This window comes from Micromonospora chokoriensis, from assembly GCF_900091505.1.
In the GTDB taxonomy this organism is placed as follows: domain Bacteria; phylum Actinomycetota; class Actinomycetes; order Mycobacteriales; family Micromonosporaceae; genus Micromonospora; species Micromonospora chokoriensis.
In genome coordinates this window covers 2005925-2022531 of the sequence record NZ_LT607409.1, presented here as the reverse complement: position 1 = coordinate 2022531, position 16607 = coordinate 2005925, and the positions used below count along the sequence as shown (strand labels likewise).

At 67.8% G+C, this 16607-nt stretch carries 28 protein-coding genes; all 28 read right to left on the bottom strand.

Annotated elements, in window-relative coordinates; genetic code table 11:
* Positions 1–101 precede the first annotated feature (101 nt).
* On the bottom strand, positions 102–215 hold the full coding sequence (rpmJ, locus tag GA0070612_RS09590; protein ID WP_043965539.1) for a 50S ribosomal protein L36: 114 nt from the start codon (positions 213–215) through the stop codon (positions 102–104).
* 90 nt (positions 216–305) lie between these two features.
* The gene (gene infA, locus GA0070612_RS09585) at positions 306–527 is read right to left on the bottom strand and encodes a translation initiation factor IF-1 (protein ID WP_007073013.1); all 222 of its coding nucleotides are present in this window, start codon (positions 525–527) and stop codon (positions 306–308) included.
* 541 nt (positions 528–1068) lie between these two features.
* Positions 1069–1656, bottom strand: coding sequence for a DUF1707 SHOCT-like domain-containing protein (locus tag GA0070612_RS09575; protein WP_088987587.1), 588 nt, complete (start codon positions 1654–1656; stop codon positions 1069–1071).
* Positions 1657–2049: 393 nt separating this feature from the next.
* On the bottom strand, positions 2050–2901 hold the full coding sequence (gene map, locus GA0070612_RS09570) for a type I methionyl aminopeptidase (RefSeq protein ID WP_088987586.1): 852 nt from the start codon (positions 2899–2901) through the stop codon (positions 2050–2052).
* Positions 2902–2988: 87 nt separating this feature from the next.
* A complete protein-coding gene (locus tag GA0070612_RS09565) occupies positions 2989–3642 on the bottom strand; it encodes an adenylate kinase (protein ID WP_088950228.1) in 654 nt (217 codons plus the stop codon).
* Positions 3643–4971, bottom strand: coding sequence for a preprotein translocase subunit SecY (gene secY, locus GA0070612_RS09560; protein WP_088987585.1), 1329 nt, complete (start codon positions 4969–4971; stop codon positions 3643–3645).
* 232 nt (positions 4972–5203) lie between these two features.
* Positions 5204–5647 carry a 50S ribosomal protein L15 gene (gene rplO, locus GA0070612_RS09555; protein WP_088987584.1) on the bottom strand — a complete coding sequence of 148 codons (444 nt, stop codon included), beginning with the start codon at positions 5645–5647 and terminating at the stop codon, positions 5204–5206.
* Positions 5647–5829: a 50S ribosomal protein L30 gene (rpmD, locus tag GA0070612_RS09550; protein WP_030329904.1), complete on the bottom strand. Its 183-nt coding sequence runs from the start codon at positions 5827–5829 to the stop codon at positions 5647–5649. Before rpmD ends, rplO begins: the two co-directional genes overlap by 1 nt.
* Positions 5829–6443, bottom strand: coding sequence for a 30S ribosomal protein S5 (gene rpsE, locus GA0070612_RS09545; protein ID WP_088987583.1), 615 nt, complete (start codon positions 6441–6443; stop codon positions 5829–5831). The genes rpmD and rpsE overlap by 1 nt, the downstream gene beginning before the upstream one ends.
* Before the next feature lie 33 nt (positions 6444–6476).
* The gene (gene rplR, locus GA0070612_RS09540; protein ID WP_088987582.1) at positions 6477–6866 is read right to left on the bottom strand and encodes a 50S ribosomal protein L18; all 390 of its coding nucleotides are present in this window, start codon (positions 6864–6866) and stop codon (positions 6477–6479) included.
* The gene (gene rplF / locus GA0070612_RS09535; RefSeq protein WP_088987581.1) at positions 6863–7405 is read right to left on the bottom strand and encodes a 50S ribosomal protein L6; all 543 of its coding nucleotides are present in this window, start codon (positions 7403–7405) and stop codon (positions 6863–6865) included. Before rplF ends, rplR begins: the two co-directional genes overlap by 4 nt.
* A gap of 16 nt (positions 7406–7421) precedes the next feature.
* Positions 7422–7829, bottom strand: a complete 408-nt coding sequence (gene rpsH, locus GA0070612_RS09530) for a 30S ribosomal protein S8 (protein ID WP_007465270.1) — start codon at positions 7827–7829, stop codon at positions 7422–7424.
* 116 nt (positions 7830–7945) lie between these two features.
* Positions 7946–8131 carry a type Z 30S ribosomal protein S14 gene (locus GA0070612_RS09525; RefSeq protein ID WP_007465272.1) on the bottom strand — a complete coding sequence of 62 codons (186 nt, stop codon included), beginning with the start codon at positions 8129–8131 and terminating at the stop codon, positions 7946–7948.
* Position 8132: 1 nt separating this feature from the next.
* On the bottom strand, positions 8133–8699 hold the full coding sequence (gene rplE / locus GA0070612_RS09520) for a 50S ribosomal protein L5 (RefSeq protein WP_088987580.1): 567 nt from the start codon (positions 8697–8699) through the stop codon (positions 8133–8135).
* Positions 8699–9019: a 50S ribosomal protein L24 gene (gene rplX / locus GA0070612_RS09515; RefSeq protein ID WP_172899047.1), complete on the bottom strand. Its 321-nt coding sequence runs from the start codon at positions 9017–9019 to the stop codon at positions 8699–8701. Before rplX ends, rplE begins: the two co-directional genes overlap by 1 nt.
* Positions 9016–9384, bottom strand: coding sequence for a 50S ribosomal protein L14 (rplN, locus tag GA0070612_RS09510; RefSeq protein ID WP_007073026.1), 369 nt, complete (start codon positions 9382–9384; stop codon positions 9016–9018). Before rplN ends, rplX begins: the two co-directional genes overlap by 4 nt.
* 97 nt (positions 9385–9481) lie before the next feature.
* Entirely contained in the window at positions 9482–9757 is a 276-nt protein-coding gene (gene rpsQ, locus GA0070612_RS09505; protein WP_088987579.1) for a 30S ribosomal protein S17, read from the bottom strand.
* Positions 9754–9990 (bottom strand): 50S ribosomal protein L29, encoded by a 237-nt coding sequence (gene rpmC / locus GA0070612_RS09500; protein WP_007465283.1) that lies wholly within the window; start codon positions 9988–9990, stop codon positions 9754–9756. The genes rpsQ and rpmC overlap by 4 nt, the downstream gene beginning before the upstream one ends.
* A complete protein-coding gene (gene rplP, locus GA0070612_RS09495) occupies positions 9990–10415 on the bottom strand; it encodes a 50S ribosomal protein L16 (protein ID WP_053653940.1) in 426 nt (141 codons plus the stop codon). The genes rpmC and rplP overlap by 1 nt, the downstream gene beginning before the upstream one ends.
* 3 nt (positions 10416–10418) lie before the next feature.
* The gene (gene rpsC / locus GA0070612_RS09490; protein ID WP_088987578.1) at positions 10419–11288 is read right to left on the bottom strand and encodes a 30S ribosomal protein S3; all 870 of its coding nucleotides are present in this window, start codon (positions 11286–11288) and stop codon (positions 10419–10421) included.
* Positions 11288–11746, bottom strand: a complete 459-nt coding sequence (gene rplV, locus GA0070612_RS09485; protein WP_088987577.1) for a 50S ribosomal protein L22 — start codon at positions 11744–11746, stop codon at positions 11288–11290. Before rplV ends, rpsC begins: the two co-directional genes overlap by 1 nt.
* A gap of 42 nt (positions 11747–11788) precedes the next feature.
* Positions 11789–12070 (bottom strand): 30S ribosomal protein S19, encoded by a 282-nt coding sequence (rpsS, locus tag GA0070612_RS09480; protein WP_007465299.1) that lies wholly within the window; start codon positions 12068–12070, stop codon positions 11789–11791.
* 12 nt (positions 12071–12082) lie between these two features.
* Positions 12083–12922 (bottom strand): 50S ribosomal protein L2, encoded by an 840-nt coding sequence (rplB, locus tag GA0070612_RS09475; RefSeq protein ID WP_088987576.1) that lies wholly within the window; start codon positions 12920–12922, stop codon positions 12083–12085.
* A 12-nt stretch (positions 12923–12934) separates the two neighbouring features.
* Positions 12935–13237, bottom strand: a complete 303-nt coding sequence (gene rplW / locus GA0070612_RS09470; RefSeq protein ID WP_007465304.1) for a 50S ribosomal protein L23 — start codon at positions 13235–13237, stop codon at positions 12935–12937.
* Positions 13234–13884 (bottom strand): 50S ribosomal protein L4, encoded by a 651-nt coding sequence (gene rplD, locus GA0070612_RS09465; RefSeq protein WP_088987575.1) that lies wholly within the window; start codon positions 13882–13884, stop codon positions 13234–13236. Before rplD ends, rplW begins: the two co-directional genes overlap by 4 nt.
* Positions 13881–14546 (bottom strand): 50S ribosomal protein L3, encoded by a 666-nt coding sequence (gene rplC / locus GA0070612_RS09460; RefSeq protein WP_088987574.1) that lies wholly within the window; start codon positions 14544–14546, stop codon positions 13881–13883. Before rplC ends, rplD begins: the two co-directional genes overlap by 4 nt.
* An 11-nt stretch (positions 14547–14557) precedes the next feature.
* Positions 14558–14866, bottom strand: a complete 309-nt coding sequence (gene rpsJ, locus GA0070612_RS09455) for a 30S ribosomal protein S10 (protein ID WP_007073037.1) — start codon at positions 14864–14866, stop codon at positions 14558–14560.
* A gap of 350 nt (positions 14867–15216) precedes the next feature.
* A complete protein-coding gene (tuf, locus tag GA0070612_RS09450; RefSeq protein WP_088987573.1) occupies positions 15217–16410 on the bottom strand; it encodes an elongation factor Tu in 1194 nt (397 codons plus the stop codon).
* Positions 16411–16607: the final 197 nt, after the last annotated feature.

The window sequence follows — 16607 nt, the reverse complement described above, 5'->3', positions numbered from 1 at the left end:
CCCAAGCGGGCCCCGGCCTCCGACCGGGGGTCAGCCACGAAGGAGTACGTCTCGCGTACCGCTCGCGGCTGGGACGAGCATGTGTGATGTGTGGGGCTGACTCAGCCCTGGCGCTGCTTGTGGCGCGGGTCACTGCAGATGACCATGACCCGGCCGTGCCGGCGGATAACCCGGCACTTGTTGCAGATCCTCTTGACGCTCGGCTTGACCTTCACGGTTGCCTTACTTCCCATCTGGCCCGGGGACGCGCGATGCACGACGCCGGACGTCGAAGACGGACACGGACTTCCCGGCCGTCGTCAGGACTACTTGTAGCGGTAGACGATGCGCCCGCGGGTCAGGTCGTACGGCGAGAGTTCGACGACGACCCGGTCTTCCGGAAGGATGCGGATGTAGTGCTGCCGCATCTTCCCGCTGATGTGAGCCAACACCTTGTGGCCGTTCGCGAGCTCCACCCGGAACATGGCGTTCGGCAGGGGCTCGATGACCCGACCCTCGATCTCAATGGCTCCGTCTTTTTTCGGCATGTCCTCCGCTGTCCTGACGTCGATTGCTCCGGGCGGCCCACAACGCCTTACACGGAAATCTGACCTTGACCAGAAGACCGCGCCAGCCGCGGCTCCAGCTCCCACCGAAGCGCAGGGTGGGCATGCCGGAGTGGACGCTGTGCGCCGATCTGAAAGTGTACGCCCGCCAGCAGTCGCCCGCCAAACCGGCCACCCGCCCCGACCCGCAGACCCTCGTCGATCATGAAGTTACCGAGCGGCACGCCATGATCGACGCCGTTGGGGGGCCTCGGACCGAGGACGTCGGTCGGCACGGCCTGCGGGACTCAGGGCCGCGGACGTCGATCGGCCCCGCCAGCGGGGCCGACACCCGACACTCGGTTGGCGGACGTTGATCGACACCGCCGGCGAAGCCCGGCGCCCGGCACTCGGTTGTCGCAAACGTTGATCGACTCGCCTTCACGGAACCTGCGGTGACAAACCGCCTTCGACACCCCGACTTCCTGAAACCCGAGTCGATCAAGGAATCCGCGCCGGCCGTCGACGGTGAAGTGGCGCCGGGTCAGGCCGGTGCGGTGGGATCGTCCGTTTCATCCGACTCGGTGGCGCGCAGTTCGCGCCGCCGCTCCCGCTTGTCTCGTTTACGCTGCCGGCGGCGGTCCCGCTCGATTGCCTGGCGCTGCGGCTCTCCCCCAGTCAGCCCGGTGATCGTGCGCACCAGCAGCACCGCACCCCACGGCCCGGCCACCCACACCGGCCAGAAGTAGAGCAGGTCCCGACTGAGCAGCGAGGTCACCGCCCAGATCGTCACCACGATGGCGATCACGTTCAGGTACGGCATCCACACCTCGGCCAGCCAGCGGGCGGTCACACCGCGGGTCGCGACCGAGCCGGGCTGGCCATCCGGCACGCCGACCGCCGGAGCGGCGCCCGCGACTGGCGTCAGGCCCGACCGCTGCGTGGGCGCCACCGGCGGCAGGTCGGTGAGCAGCACCTCAAGATCGGCGTACGTGCGTGCCGCATACGCCCGCTGCAACCGCTCGTCGTACTCGTGCAGGTCCAACCGGCCCTCGTTGAGGGCCACCCGCAGCCGTTCGGCCACTGCTTCCCGGTCCGCGTCCGCCGCTCGCATCCCGTCGCGCCCGTCCATGCCGGCAAGCATGCCACCGCCCCGCCAGTCCGGCCCGCCCGCGTTCCGGCCCTTCCGGGTCCCGACCCGCCCGCGTCCCGACCCGCGCGGGTCCCTGCCTGCCCCCGTCACGACCCTTCCCCCTCCCGGACCCCGGCGCGACCCGCCCGAACCCCGGCCCGACCCGCCCGAACCCCGGCCCGACCCGCCCGAACCCCGGCCCGACCCGCCCGAACCCCGGCCCGACCCGCCCGAACCCCGGCCCGACCCGCCCATGATCCACTCCAGATCGCCGACCTGGGGCTGTCCGAGCGACCTGATACCGCCACCTCGGCGAGACGGAGTCGATCATCAGGGTGGAACGGCGTCGGGGTGGGCTGGCCGGTCAGGGGCGCCCGACCCCGGGTCGACCGGTCAGGAGGTCGTGGAGACGGCGGGCTGGCGCGCGGTGACCAGGTCGCCCAGTCGGGCCCGGCCCCCGTCGAACGCGGTCAGCACCCACACCCCGTCCGACAGCAGAGCCATCGAGTGCTCGACGTGCGCCGCCACCGAGCCGTCCCGGGTGACCACCGTCCACCCGTCGGACAACTCGACGGTACGCGGGGACGCCATCGTGATCATCGGCTCGATCGCCAACGCCATGCCGGCGACCAGGCGTGGGCCCTTGCCCGGGCGGCCGTGGTTGAGCACATGCGGGTCCTGGTGCATCTCCGTACCGATGCCGTGCCCGCCGTAGCCGTCGACGATGCCGTACCGGCCGCCCTTGCGGACGGCGGTCTCCACCGCGTGCGAGATGTCCGTGAGCCGGCCCCTGCCGCTCGCCGCGCCACGGGCAGCGGCGGCGATGCCGGCCCACATGGCGTCCTCGGCCACCTCGGCCATCTTCAACAGGGCCGGGTCGACGTCGCCGACCCCAACGGTGATCGCGGAGTCGCCGTGCCACCCGTCCAGCACCGCGCCGCAGTCGATGGAGATGAGGTCGCCCTCGGAGAGCACCTGCTTCGGCGAGGGGATGGCGTGCACGATCTGCTCGTTGACCGAGGAGCAGATCGACGCCGGGAAGCCGTGGTAGCCCTTGAACGACGGAACGCCACCCGCCTCGCGGATGGTCGACTCGGCGATGGCGTCCAGATCGGCGGTGCTCACACCCGGGGCGACAGCCTCCCGCATCCGGCGGAGCGCCTCGGCCACCACCAGCCCGGCGGCCCGCATCTTCTCGATCTGGTCAGGGGTCTTCAGCTGGATGTCCAGCTGGGGACGACGCATGGAGCGATTACCTTTCGTTGCCGAACAGCGGGGCACGTCTCGCGTACCCCGCTGTTCGCACTCTATCCGCCGCGGCCCGGCCGGACCTCAGCCGCCGTAGGACCGCAGGGCGTCGATGGCCCGGGTGGTGACGTCCTCCACCGGCCCGGTGGCGTCGATCCCGACCAGCTTGCCCTGGGCGCCGTAGTAGTCGACCAGGGGCGCGGTCTTCTCGCTGTATTCCCGGAGCCGGGTGGCGATCGTCTCCGGCTTGTCGTCGTCGCGCTGGAACAGCTCGGCGCCGCACCGGTCACAGATGCCCGGCCGGGTGGTGGCGTCGAACTCGACGTGCCAGATCTTGCCGCAACCCCGGCAGGTACGCCGGCCGGACAGCCGCCGGATCACCTCGTCGTCGTCGACCACCAACTCCAGGACCAGATCGAGCGCCGTCCCCAGGTCGGCGAGGAGCTTGTCCAGAGCGGCAGCCTGCGGAGTGGTCCGCGGGAAACCGTCGAGCAGGAACCCCTCGCTGGCGTCGGGCTCGGCCAGCCGGTCCCGGACCATGTTGATGGTGACCTCGTCCGGAACCAGCTCGCCCGCGTCCATGTACCGCTTCGCCTCGACACCGAGCGGGGTGCCCTGGGTGACGTTCGACCGGAAGATGTCCCCGGTCGAGATCTTCGGCACCGAGAGGTGTGCGGCGATGAACTCGGCCTGAGTGCCCTTGCCCGCCCCCGGCGGACCAACCAGAACGAGTCTCATCTACCGCAGGAACCCTTCGTAGTTCCGCTGCATGAGTTGGCTCTCGATCTGCTTCACGGTCTCCAGACCGACGCCGACCATGATGAGCACAGCGGTGCCGCCGAACGGGAAGTTCTGGTACTGCTGGTTGTCCAGCCAGATGAAGAAGAAGTTCGGCAGGATCGAGATGACACCCAGGTAGAGCGCGCCCGGCAGGGTGATCCGGCTGAGGATGAAGTCCAGGTAGTCGGCGGTCGGCTTGCCCGGGCGAATACCCGGCACGAAACCGCCGTACTTCTTCATGTTGTCCGCGACCTCGGTCGGGTTGAACGTGATCGAGACGTAGAAGTACGTGAAGAAGATGATCAGCAGGAAGTAGACCGCGATGTAGATCGGGCTGCTCGGGTTGACCAGGTTGTTCTGGACCCACGCCTGGGTCTTGCCCGGGTCGTTCTGGTCGAAGAACTGCAGGGCCAGCTGCGGCAGGTAGAGCAGCGACGAGCCGAAGATGACCGGGATGACACCGGCCTGGTTGACCTTCAGCGGGATGTAGGTCGAGGTGCCGCCGTACATTCGCCGGCCGATCATCCGCTTGGCGTACTGCACCGGGATCCGGCGCTGCGCCTGCTCGATGAAGGTGACAGCGGTGATGACCACCAGGACCAGCACGATGACCAGGGCGAACTTGCCCCAACCCTGACTGGTCTTGATGTTCCAACCCTCGCTGGGCAGCCGGGCCGCGATCGAGGTGAAGATCAGGACGGACATGCCGTTGCCGACGCCGCGGTCGGTGATCAGCTCACCGAGCCACATAACCATGCCGGTACCGGCGGTCATCGTCATCACCAGGATGGACAGCGTCAGCCAGTCCGGGATGCCGGTGCCGGTGGGGATGATCGGGAACTGGTCGCACTTGTTCTGGAACAGCTGGCCCGAGCGGGCCAGGGCCACGAACGCCGAGGCCTGCAGCACACCGAGACCGAGGGTCAGGTAGCGGGTGTACTGGGTGATCTTCGCCTGGCCGGCCTGGCCCTCCTTGCGGAGCTGCTCCAGCCGGGGGATCACGACGGTCAGCAGCTGCAGGATGATCGACGCGGTGATGTAGGGCATGATGCCCAGCGCGAAGACCGAGAGCTGCAGCAGCGCTCCGCCGGAGAAGAGGTTGAGGAGGTTCACCACCCCGGTGGTGTCACCCTGGAGAGTGTCGAGGCACTTCTGCACGTTGCCGTACGAGACGCCTGGGCTGGGGAGCGTCGCGCCCAGCCGGTAGACCGCGATGATGCCTACTGTGAACAGCAGCTTCTTGCGCAGGTCAGGCGTACGGAACGCACTGAGAAAGGCGGACAGCAACTTCTTCCTCCTGCGCGAGGCGGGCCGCCGGTGATCCCTGGCGGGTCGGGGTGCATCACGGGCGAGTGCCCGCAATCCATGACTGGGATGGGACTCTAACAGCCCTACCCCGCTCCGGGCAGATGTGCCCGACTACATAAATCGTTTCCGATGTTACAGGGCGCTAGGGCCCCGGGTAGACCATGGCGCCCGCCAGTTGGTCACAACTGGACGGGCGCCATGGTCTTACGCCTTACAGCTCGGTGACGGAGCCACCGGCGGCAGCGATCTTCTCCTTGGCCGACGCACTGAACGCGTGCGCGGACACCTGGAGCGCCACACCGCCGAGGTCCCCGGTGCCGAGGACCTTGACCGGGTGACCCTTGCGGACCGCGCCGGCCTCGACCAGCTCCAGCGGGCCGACCTGGCCACCGTTCGGGAACAGCTCAGCGAGTCGGTCCAGGTTGACCACCTGGAAGACCACCTTGAACTTGTTCTTGAAGCCCTTCATCTTCGGCAGGCGCATGTGGATGGGCATCTGCCCACCCTCGAACGCCGCCGAGATGTTCTTGCGGGCCTTGGAACCCTTGGTACCGCGACCGGCGGTCTTGCCCTTGGAACCCTCACCGCGACCCACACGGGTCTTCGCGGTCTTGGAACCGGGCGCCGGGCGCAGGTGATGCACCTTGATCGTCATTACTCGACCTCCTCGACCTTCACGAGGTGGTTGACCGTGAAGATCATGCCGCGGATCTCGGGCCGGTCCTCCTTGACCACCACGTCGTTGATCCGCTTGAGACCGAGCGAACGCAGCGAGTCACGCTGGTTCTGCTTGGTCCCGATACCGGACCGGAGCTGGGTGACCTTCAGGCGTGCCATCAGGACGCCACCCCCGCCCGCGACGCCAGCATGGCGGCCGGCGCGACGTCCTCCACCGGCAGACCACGACGCGCCGCGACCTGCTCGGGGGACTCGAGCCCCTTCAGGGCCGCCACGGTGGCGTGCACGATGTTGATCGGGTTCGACGAGCCGAGGCTCTTGGAGAGCACGTCGTGGATACCGGCGCACTCCAGCACGGCACGCACCGGACCACCGGCGATGACACCCGTACCGGCCGAGGCCGGCTTGAGCAGCACCACACCGGCCGCGTCCTCGCCCTGCACGGGGTGCGGGATCGAGGCGCCGATACGCGGAACCTTGAAGAAGTGCTTCTTGGCCTCCTCGACACCCTTGGCGATGGCCGCGGGCACCTCCTTGGCCTTTCCGTAGCCCACGCCGACCGTGCCGTCGCCGTCGCCCACGATCACCAGGGCGGTGAAGCTGAAGCGACGACCGCCCTTCACGACCTTGGCGACGCGGTTGATCGCGACGACCCGCTCAAGGTGCGGGGTCTTCTCGACGGGCGCGTTTCCGCGGCCGCCCTCACGGCGGTTGTCGCGGCGACCACCCTCGTTGCCACCGGACCCGCCGCCACGGCGCTGTTGACCTGGCATCAGCAGCCTTCCTTATCTCTCGTGACGGGGTTGTTAGAACTCGAGCCCGGCTTCGCGGGCGGCGTCGGCAAGCGCGGCGACACGCCCCGCGTACCGGTTGCCACCGCGGTCGAAGACGACCTTGGAGACGCCAGCGGCCTTGGCCCGCTCGGCGAGCAGAGTGCCCACCTTGCTGGCGAGGGCGCTCTTGTCGCCCTCCGCACCGCGCAGCGAGGCGTCCAGGGTCGACGCCGACGCCAGGGTGTGACCCTTGGAGTCGTCGACGACCTGGGCGACCATGTGCCGCAGCGAACGGGTGACGACCAGGCGCGGACGCTCGGCCGTACCGGTGACGTTCTTGCGGACGCGGAAGTGTCGACGCGCACGCCCGACGGCGCGCTTGGCGGCGACACCGCGGCGGCGCTTGAGCAGCGTGGCGCTCACTTCTTACCTGCCTTTCCGGCCTTGCGGCGGATGACCTCGCCCTGGTACTTCACGCCCTTGCCCTTGTAGGGCTCCGGCGGGCGGATCTTCCGGATGTTGGCGGCGACCTCACCGACCTGCTGCTTGTCGATGCCAGCAACGTGGAACAGGGTCGGCCGCTCCACCGTGAAGGTGATGCCCGCCGGGGCGGAGACGACCACCGGGTGCGAGAACCCGAGCGCGAACTCGAGGTCCGAACCCTTGGCGGTGACCCGGTAACCGGTGCCGGCGATCTCCAGGCTCTTGCGGTAGCCCTCGGTGACCCCGACGATCATGTTGGCAACCAGCGTACGGCTCAGGCCGTGGAGTTCCTTGGCCTTGCGCTCGTCGTTGGGCCGGTTGACGCTCAGCTGCCCGTCCTCGGCCCGCTCGATCGTGATCGGCTCGGCGAGGACGTGCTCCAGCTGACCCTTGGGGCCCTTGACCTTGACGGTCTGCCCGTCGATCGTGATGTCGACGCCGGCTGGTACCGGGATCGACTTACGTCCAATTCGCGACATTTCTACCTGTCTCCCGTTACCAGACGAAGGCGAGGACTTCCCCGCCAACACTCCGCTTGCGGGCCTGCCGGTCGGTCAGCAGCCCCTGGGACGTCGAAATGATCGCCACGCCCAGCCCACCGAGCACCCGCGGGAGCCCGTCCGACTTGGCGTACACCCGGAGACCGGGCTTGGACACGCGCTTGATGCCGGCCAGGCTCCGCTCGCGGTTCTGGCCGTACTTCAGCTCGACGACCAGTCGCTTGCCGACGGCGCCCTCCTCGGGCTCCTCGACCGACCAGGTGGCGATGTAACCCTCGGCCTTCAAGACCTCGGCGATGTTCGCCTTGATCTTGGAGTAGGGCATCTTCACCTGATCGTGGTACGCCTGGTTGGCGTTACGCAGACGCGTGAGCATGTCTGCGATCGGGTCGGTCATCGTCATGGATTTCGTCAGCCTTTCTCGCCGGGGTTCCCGGGGCATCAGCCCCGGGCCTACGGCGAAGAGCAATACCTAATCGGTGCAGGAGTTCCCAGCCGACGGCCGGGACGCGGTCGCCCTTACCAGGAAGCCTTGGACACGCCCGGCAGCTCACCGCGGTGAGCCATCTCCCGGATGCAGACCCGGCAGAGCCCGAACTTGCGGTAGACCGCCTTCGGACGCCCGCACCGCTGGCAGCGGGTGTACGCGCGAACCGAGAACTTCGGCTTCGCAGCCGCCTTGATGATCAGCGCCTTCTTGGCCATCTCAGTTCTCCTTGAACGGGAAGCCCAGGAGCTTGAGCAGCGCCCGGCCCTCGTCGTCGGTCGTGGCGGTCGTGACCACCGTGATGTCCATGCCCCGCTGGCGATCGATCTTGTCCTGATCGATCTCGTGGAACACCGACTGCTCGGTCAGACCGAACGTGTAGTTGCCGTGCCCGTCCAGCTTGCGCCCGTCCAGACCGCGGAAGTCGCGGATACGCGGCAGCGCGATGGAGAGCAGCCGGTCCAGGAACTCCCACATCCGGTCACCGCGAAGGGTGACCTTCGCGCCGATCGGCATGCCCTCACGCAGCTTGAACTGCGCGATGGACTTGGTCGCCCGCCGCACCTGCGGCTTCTGGCCGGTGATCGTGGCGAGGTCACGGACCGCGCCGTCGATCAGCTTGGCGTCGCGAGCAGCCTCGCCGACACCCATGTTGACGACGATCTTGACCAGCCGCGGCACCTGCATGGGGTTGCCGTAGCTGTGCTGCTCGCGCAGCTGGGCCACGATCTCGTTGCGGTACCGCTCCTTGAGGCGCGGCATGGTCTTTTCGGTAGCCGTGGTCATCACAGGTCCTTACCGGTGCTGCGCGCGATGCGGACCTTCTGGCCGTTGTCGTCGATCCGGTAACCGACGCGGGTCGGCTTGCCGTCGGAGTCCAGGACCTGCACGTTCGAGACGTGGATCGGGGCCTCCTGGGTGACGATGCCGCCGGTCTTGGCGCCACGCTGGGTGGTGCTGATGCGGGTGTGCTTCTTGACCCGGTTCACGCCCTCGACCAGGACCTTGTCCTGCCGCGGGTAGGCCTGAATGACCTTGCCCTTGGCACCTTTGTCCTTGCCGGCGATGACGACGACCGTGTCGCCCTTCTTGACCTTCACGGTCACAACACCTCCGGCGCGAGGGAAATAATCTTCATGAACCGCTTGTCCCGCAGCTCCCGGCCCACCGGGCCGAAGATGCGGGTACCACGCGGGTCCCCGCCGTCCTTGATGATGACGGCGGCGTTCTCGTCGAAGCGGATGTACGAGCCGTCCGGCCGCCGCTTCTCCTTGGCCGTGCGAACGACGACAGCCTTGACGACGTCGCCCTTCTTCACACCGGCACCCGGGATGGCGTCCTTGACCGTGGCCACGATGACGTCGCCGATGCTCGCGTAGCGCCGACCCGAGCCACCGAGAACCCGGATGCACAGGATCTCCCGAGCACCCGTGTTGTCGGCGACGCGCAGTCGCGACTCCTGCTGAATCACGTCTATCTCCTATGTCTGCCGGTTCTCCGGCCGCCGTGGCGGCCGGAGCCTGGCGGAACCTACGCCCGACGCAACGCCGGGCGAGCTCGAGCCTTCGCTACTTGGCCTTTTCCAGGATCTCCACGATCCGCCAACGCTTGGTGGCGCTCAGCGGCCGGGTCTCCATGATGAGAACCCGGTCACCGGTGCCGGCGGCGTTCTGCTCGTCGTGCACCTTCAGCTTGCTCGTACGGCGCATGATCTTGCCGTACAGCGCGTGCCGAACCCGGTCCTCGACCTCGACCACGACGGTCTTGTCCATCTTGTCGCTGACCACCAGGCCCTCACGGACCTTGCGGCGCGAGCGCGCGGTGGTGGTGGTCTCTTCGGTCATGATGCAGTCACCTCAGTCGGCGCGGCCGAGAGCCCCAGCTCGCGCTCGCGCATGATCGTGTAGATCCGGGCGATCTCCCGACGGATGACCTGCAACCGCCGGTTGTTGTCGAGCTGCCCGGTTGCGGCCTGCACGCGGAGGTTGAACAGCTCCGCCTTGGCCTCCCGCAGCTTCGTGACCAGCTCCTCCTCGGAGAGCTCACGCAGCTCGGTCGCCTTAACGCCCGCTGCCATCAGGATTCACCCACTTCGCGCGTAACAATGCGGCACTTCATCGGGAGCTTGTGGATCGCGCGACGCATGGCCTCTCGCGCGGTCTGCTCGTTGGGGAAGGACATCTCGAAGAGAACCCGCCCCGGCTTGACGTTGGCGACCCACCACTCGGGCGAACCCTTACCGGAACCCATCCGGGTCTCGGCCGGCTTCTTGGTGAGGGCCTGGTCCGGGAAGATCGTGATCCAGACCTTGCCACCACGCTTGATGTGGCGAGTCATCGCGATACGTGCCGACTCGATCTGCCGGTTCGTCACGTACGCCGGCTCAAGAGCCTGGATCCCGAACTCGCCGAACACCACCCGGTTACCACCCTTGGACGCGCCACTGCGGTCCGGGTGGTGCGGCTTGCGGAAGCCCTTCGGGGGCTTGCGCGGCATCAGCATCTGTCAGCCCTCCTGCTGCGTTTCTGCCGGAGCAGCCGCGGCGGCGACAGCGGAGCTGTCGACCGGCTCGCCGCTCGGCGTCTCGGCCTGCTGCGCGACGGTGGTCGCAGCAGCCCGGCCGGCCTCGGTGCCACCAGCCGTGGTGCCGGACGAACCCGACCGGCCACGGCGCGGACGCTCGGGACGGTCGCCGCGCTCACCACGACGCGGGCGGGACGGACCGGCCTCGGCCGGAGCCTCCCGGCCCGGAACGGCGTCGCCCTTGTAGATCCAGACCTTCACACCGATCCGACCGAACGTGGTACGAGCCTCGAAGAAGCCGTACTCGATGTTGGCCCGCAGCGTGTGCAGCGGAACCCGGCCCTCACGGTAGAACTCGGTCCGGCTCATCTCAGCGCCGCCGAGGCGACCCGAGACCTGAACCCGGATGCCCTTGCAGACCGGGTTCTTCATCGCCGACTGCATGGCCTTGCGCATCGCCCGACGGAAGCTGACCCGGCTGGACAGCTGCTCGGCCACGCCCTGCGCGACCAGCTGAGCGTCCGACTCGGGGTTCTTCACCTCGATGATGTTCAGCTGAACCTGCTTGCCGGTGAGCTTCTCCAGCTCGCCGCGGATCCGGTCGGCCTCCGCACCCTTACGGCCGATGACGATGCCCGGCCGGGCGGTGTAGATGTCGACCCGAACCCGGTCGCGGGTGCGCTCGATGTCGACCTTGGAGATCCCGGCACGCTCGAGGCCCTTGGACATCATGCGGCGGATCTTGACATCCTCGCCGATGTAGTCCTTGTAGAGCTTGTCCGCGAACCAGCGGGACTTCCAGTCGGTCGAGATGCCGAGCCGGAACCCAGTGGGGTGAACCTTCTGACCCATTACTCGGCGTCCTCCGTCTTGCTCTGCGCTTCGGCCGGTGCGGCCTCCGTGGCCGGGGCCGCCTTCTTGGCCGCGGCCTTCCTCGGCGTTGCCGGCGCGACCGCTTCGACCGCCACGGTGATGTGGCACGTGCGCTTGCGGATGCGGTAGGCCCGACCCTGGGCCCGCGGCTGGAACCGCTTCATCGTCGGACCCTCGTCCACGAAGGCCTCGCTGACGAGCAGCGCGTCGGGGTCCAGCCGCTCGTTGTTCTCCGCGTTGGCGATCGCGCTAGCGAGCACCTTGTAAACCTGCTCGCTCGCAGCCTGCGGCGCGAACTGCAGCACCGTGAGCGCCTCCTTCGCGGGCAGGCCGCGGACGAGGTTGACCACCCGGCGCGCCTTCATCGGCGAGATGCGCACGTGCCGCGCAACCGCCCGCGCGCCCGGAAGCACCGGAGCGTCGCCCTTTCCTGGCATCGCTGTAACCCCTTGTTCCCTCTATCCGTATGCCTGGCGGCGTCAGCGCCGACGGCTCTTCCGGTCGTCCTTCTCGTGACCCTTGAACGTGCGGGTCAGCGCGAACTCGCCGAGCTTGTGCCCGACCATCGCCTCGGTCACGAACACCGGGACGTGCTTGCGTCCGTCGTGCACGGCGATCGTGTGCCCCAGCATCTCGGGGATGATCGTCGAGCGCCGCGACCAGGTCTTGATCACGTTCTTGGAGCCCTTGTCGTTCTGAACTTCCACCTTCTTGAGCAGGTGGTCGTCGACGAACGGGCCCTTCTTCAGGCTGCGAGGCATGTCTTATCTCCCTCAGCCGCGCTTACGCGTGGCGTAGCGACGGCGGACGATCAGCCGGTCACTCGGCTGGCCCTTACGGCGGGTGCGGCCCTCGGGCTTACCCTGCGGGTTGACCGGGTGGCGACCACCGGAGGTCTTACCCTCACCACCACCGTGCGGGTGGTCGACCGGGTTCATGGCGACACCACGGACGGTCGGGCGCTTGCCCTTCCACCGCATCCGGCCGGCCTTGCCCCAGTTGATGTTCGACTGATCGGCGTTGCCGATCTCGCCGACGCTGGCGCGGCAGCGCACGTCCACACGCCGGATCTCGCCGGACGGCATACGCAGGGTCGCGTACGCGCCCTCACGACCGAGCAGCTGGATGCCGACGCCGGCGGAACGGGCCAGCTTGGCACCGCCACCCGGGCGCAGCTCCACGTTGTGGATCGTGGTACCGACCGGGATGTTGCGCAGCGGCAGGTTGTTGCCGGGCTTGATGTCGGCGCCCGGACCGGACTCGACGCGGTCGCCCTGCTTCAGGTCCTTCGGCGCGATGATGTACCGCTTCTCGCCGTCGGCGTAGTGCAGCAGCGCGATGCGTGCCGTGCGGTTCGGGTCGTACTCGATGTGAGCGACCTTCGCCGGCACGCCGTCCTTGTCGACCCGCTTGAAGTCGATCAGACGGTACTGGCGCTTGTGACCGCCGCCGTGGTGCCGCGTGGTGATCCGGCCGTGGGCGTTACGCCCGCCCTTCTTCGGCAGCGGAGCCAGCAGCGACTTCTCCGGCGTGGACCGGGTGATCTCGGCGAAGTCAGCGACGCTAGAGCCACGTCGGCCCGGCGTCGTCGGCTTGTACTTACGGATAGCCATTGTCTACACCCCTCAGCTGACCGGGCCGCCGAAGGCCTCGATGCGGTCACCGTCAGCCAGCTTCACGATCGCCCGCTTGGTCGCCTTGCGCTGACCGAAGCCGGTCTTGGTGCGCTTGCGCTTACCCTGGCGGTTGAGCGTGTTGACCGTCAGGACGCGGACGTTGAAGATCTGCTGGATAGCGATCTTGATCTCGGTCTTGTTCGCGTCCGGGTGCACCAGGAAGGTGTACCAGTTCCGGTTCAGCTCGCTGTAGCTCTTCTCCGAGACGACCGGCGCCACGATGATGTCGCGCGGGTCGGCGATCGTGCTCACTTGCCACCCTCCTCGGTGGTCTCGGCGGGCACGCCCAGGAACTCGTCCAGGGCGTCCTTGGTGAAGACCACGTCGTCGGCCACGAGCACGTCGTACGTGTTCAGTTGGCCGGACTCGATCAGGTGCACGCGCGGCTCGTTGCGCAGCGACACCCAGTTCAGCTCGTCGGTGCTGCTCAGCACGACCAGGACCCGACGGGCCTCGGTGAGCTTCGCCAGCGTGGCCAGGGCCGCCTTGGTCGACGGCTTCTCGCCCGAGACGAACGCCTCGACGACGTGCACCTGCCCGGCGCGAGCCCGGTCGGAGAGGGCGCCCCGCAGAGCGGCGGCCTTCATCTTCTTCGGGGTCCGCTGGCTGTAGTCACGCGGCACGGGACCGTGCACGACGCCACCGCCGGCGAACTGCGGCGCGCGGATCGAGCCCTGGCGGGCGCGACCGGTGCCCTTCTGCTTGTACGGCTTCTTGCCGCCACCGGCGACCTCGCCGCGGGTCTTGGCCTTGTGCGTGCCCTGTCGGGCCGCCGCGAGCTGGGCCACCACGACCTGGTGCATCAGCGCGACGTTGGCCTGCACGTCGAAGATGTCCGCCGGCAGCTCGACCGAGCTGCTGGTGGTGCCTTCGACGGTGCGCACGTCAACGGTGGTCACTTGGCCGCACCGCCCTTCTTCACCTTGCTCTTCGCCGCGGTACGGACCAGAACGAGCGCGCCCTTCGGACCGGGGATGGCACCCCGGACGAGCAGCAGGTTGTTCTCGGTGTCGACCGCCTGGACGGTGAGGTTCTGCACGGTGTACCGCACGCCACCCATCCGGCCGGCCATCCGGGTGCCCTTGAAGACACGACCCGGCGTGGCGCACGCGCCGATGGAGCCGGGCGAGCGGTGCTTGCGCTCGACACCGTGACCGGCGCCCAGACCGTGGAAGCCGTGCCGCTTCATCGGGCCGGCGTAGCCCTTGCCCTTGGTCTTGCCGGTGACGTCGATGGTGACGCCGGCCGGGAACTCCTCGACAGTGACTTCCTGCCCGAGCGAGTATTCCCCGGCATCCGTGGTGCGCAGCTCGACGATGTGCCGGCGCGGCGCCACGTCCGCCTTGGCGTAGTGCCCGCTGATCGGCTTCTTGACCTTGCGCGGGTCGATGGTGCCGTAGGCCAGCTGGACCGCGGAGTAACCGTCCTTCTCGGCGCTACGAACCTGGCTGATGACGCACGGGCCGGCCTCGACCACGGTCACGGGAACAACACGGTTGTTGTCCCAGACCTGGGTCATGCCGAGCTTGGCGCCCAGGATCCCCTTGACTTGCCTGTCCATTTGTCCGGTCCCTACAGCTTGATCTCGATGTCGACGCCAGCCGGCAGGTCGAGGCGCATGAGCGAGTCGACCGTCTTCGGGGTCGGGTCGATGATGTCGATCAGCCGCTTGTGCGTGCGCATCTCGAAGTGCTCGCGCGAGTCCTTGTACTTGTGCGGCGAGCGGATAACGCAGAAACGGTTGATCTCCGTGGGCAGCGGCACCGGGCCCGCGACCTGCGCCCCGGTGCGCGTCACCGTCTCGACGATCTTCCGAGCCGAGGAGTCGACGACCTCGTGGTCATAGGCCTTGAGCCGGATGCGGATCTTCTGTCCCGCCATGGTGGCTTCTGTTCCTTCTCTCGATGCCGCTGTGTTGCGGGCGCCTGTACCGGCTGGTACAGGTCCACTTCGCCGACCCCCGCGGTCGGGCGTGTCGCGCCCTCGGGCCGAGCTCCGCCCCATCGTTCTGGAGTGGTGCTGACCGCGCGGTGGGTCAAGGCGCCGATCGCATTACCGCGACCTGAACGCCGTGCGAGGGTGGTTGGCGACTGGGCCGCCAACCACCCTACGCTCGACTGACTCGCCACCCGGAGGTTCAGCGAAAGCCGAACACAGGCGACGAACTGTCGTTACGCAACCTGACTAGTATGCCGCACGACCGGCGGCGGGTCTAATCGGGGTTACCTAGTTCACTTGACGATCTTGGTGACGAACCCGGCGCCGACGGTGCGGCCACCCTCGCGGATCGCGAACTTGAGGTTCTCCTCCATGGCGATGGGCTGGATCAGCTTCACCGCCATGGTGGTGTTGTCACCAGGCATGACCATCTCGGTGCCCTCGGGGAGGGTGACGACACCGGTGACGTCCGTGGTCCGGAAGTAGAACTGCGGACGGTAGTTCTGGAAGAACGGGGTGTGGCGGCCACCCTCCTCCTTGGAGAGGATGTAGACCGTCGCCTCGAACTCCGTGTGCGGGGTGGTGGTGCCCGGCTTCACGACGACCATGCCGCGCTCGACGTCCTCGCGCTTGGTACCACGCAGCAGCAGGCCGACGTTCTCACCTGCGCGGGCGTCGTCCAGGGTCTTCCGGAACATCTCGATCGCGGTGACCTTGGTCTTGAAGCCCTTCTCGCGGATGCCGACGACCTCGACGTCCTCGTTCGGCAGCAGCACGCCGCGCTCCACACGACCGGTGACGACGGTGCCACGACCGGTGATCGTGAACACGTCCTCGACGGGCATGAGGAACGGCTTCTCGGTCTCGCGCTCCGGCTGCGGGATCGCGGTGTCGACCGCGCTCATCAGCTCGAGGAGCTTCGCGGTCCAGACCGGGTCACCCTCGAGCGCCTTCAGCGCGGAGACCTGGACGACCGGCAGGTCGTCACCCGGGTACTCCTGCGAGGAGAGCAGCTCGCGGACCTCGAGCTCGACGAGCTCCAGGAGCTCCTCGTCGTCGACCATGTCGCTCTTGTTGAGCGCCACGACGATGTACGGCACACCCACCTGACGGGCCAGCAGCACGTGCTCGCGGGTCTGCGGCATCGGGCCGTCGGTCGCCGCGACCACCAGGATCGCGCCGTCCATCTGCGCGGCACCGGTGATCATGTTCTTGATGTAGTCCGCGTGACCGGGGCAGTCAACGTGCGCGTAGTGCCGCGCCTCGGTCTGGTACTCGACGTGCGCGATCGAGATCGTGATGCCGCGGGCCTTCTCCTCCGGCGCCTTGTCGATCTCGTCGAACGGCGTGTAGGGGTTCAGGTCCGGGTACTGGTCGTGCAGGACCTTGGTGATGGCCGCCGTCAGCGTCGTCTTACCGTGGTCGATGTGACCAATGGTGCCGATGTTGACGTGCGGCTTAGTCCGCTCGAACTTAGCCTTCGCCACTGGTGTCCTCCTGTGGACTTCTTGGTTCGTACGCCCGGCGCGCCGGTCGGCGCTTAGGACTCTGTCGACAGCCTTTCCGGCCAGACGGCCGGAGAGCCTTTGTGGGTTCTGCGGCGATGAAGCCTACAGGCCCGGTCTCACGCGATCCGATCGTGGTGGCCGCGGGCGGGTGAAACCTCCCGCGACCAACCACGAAT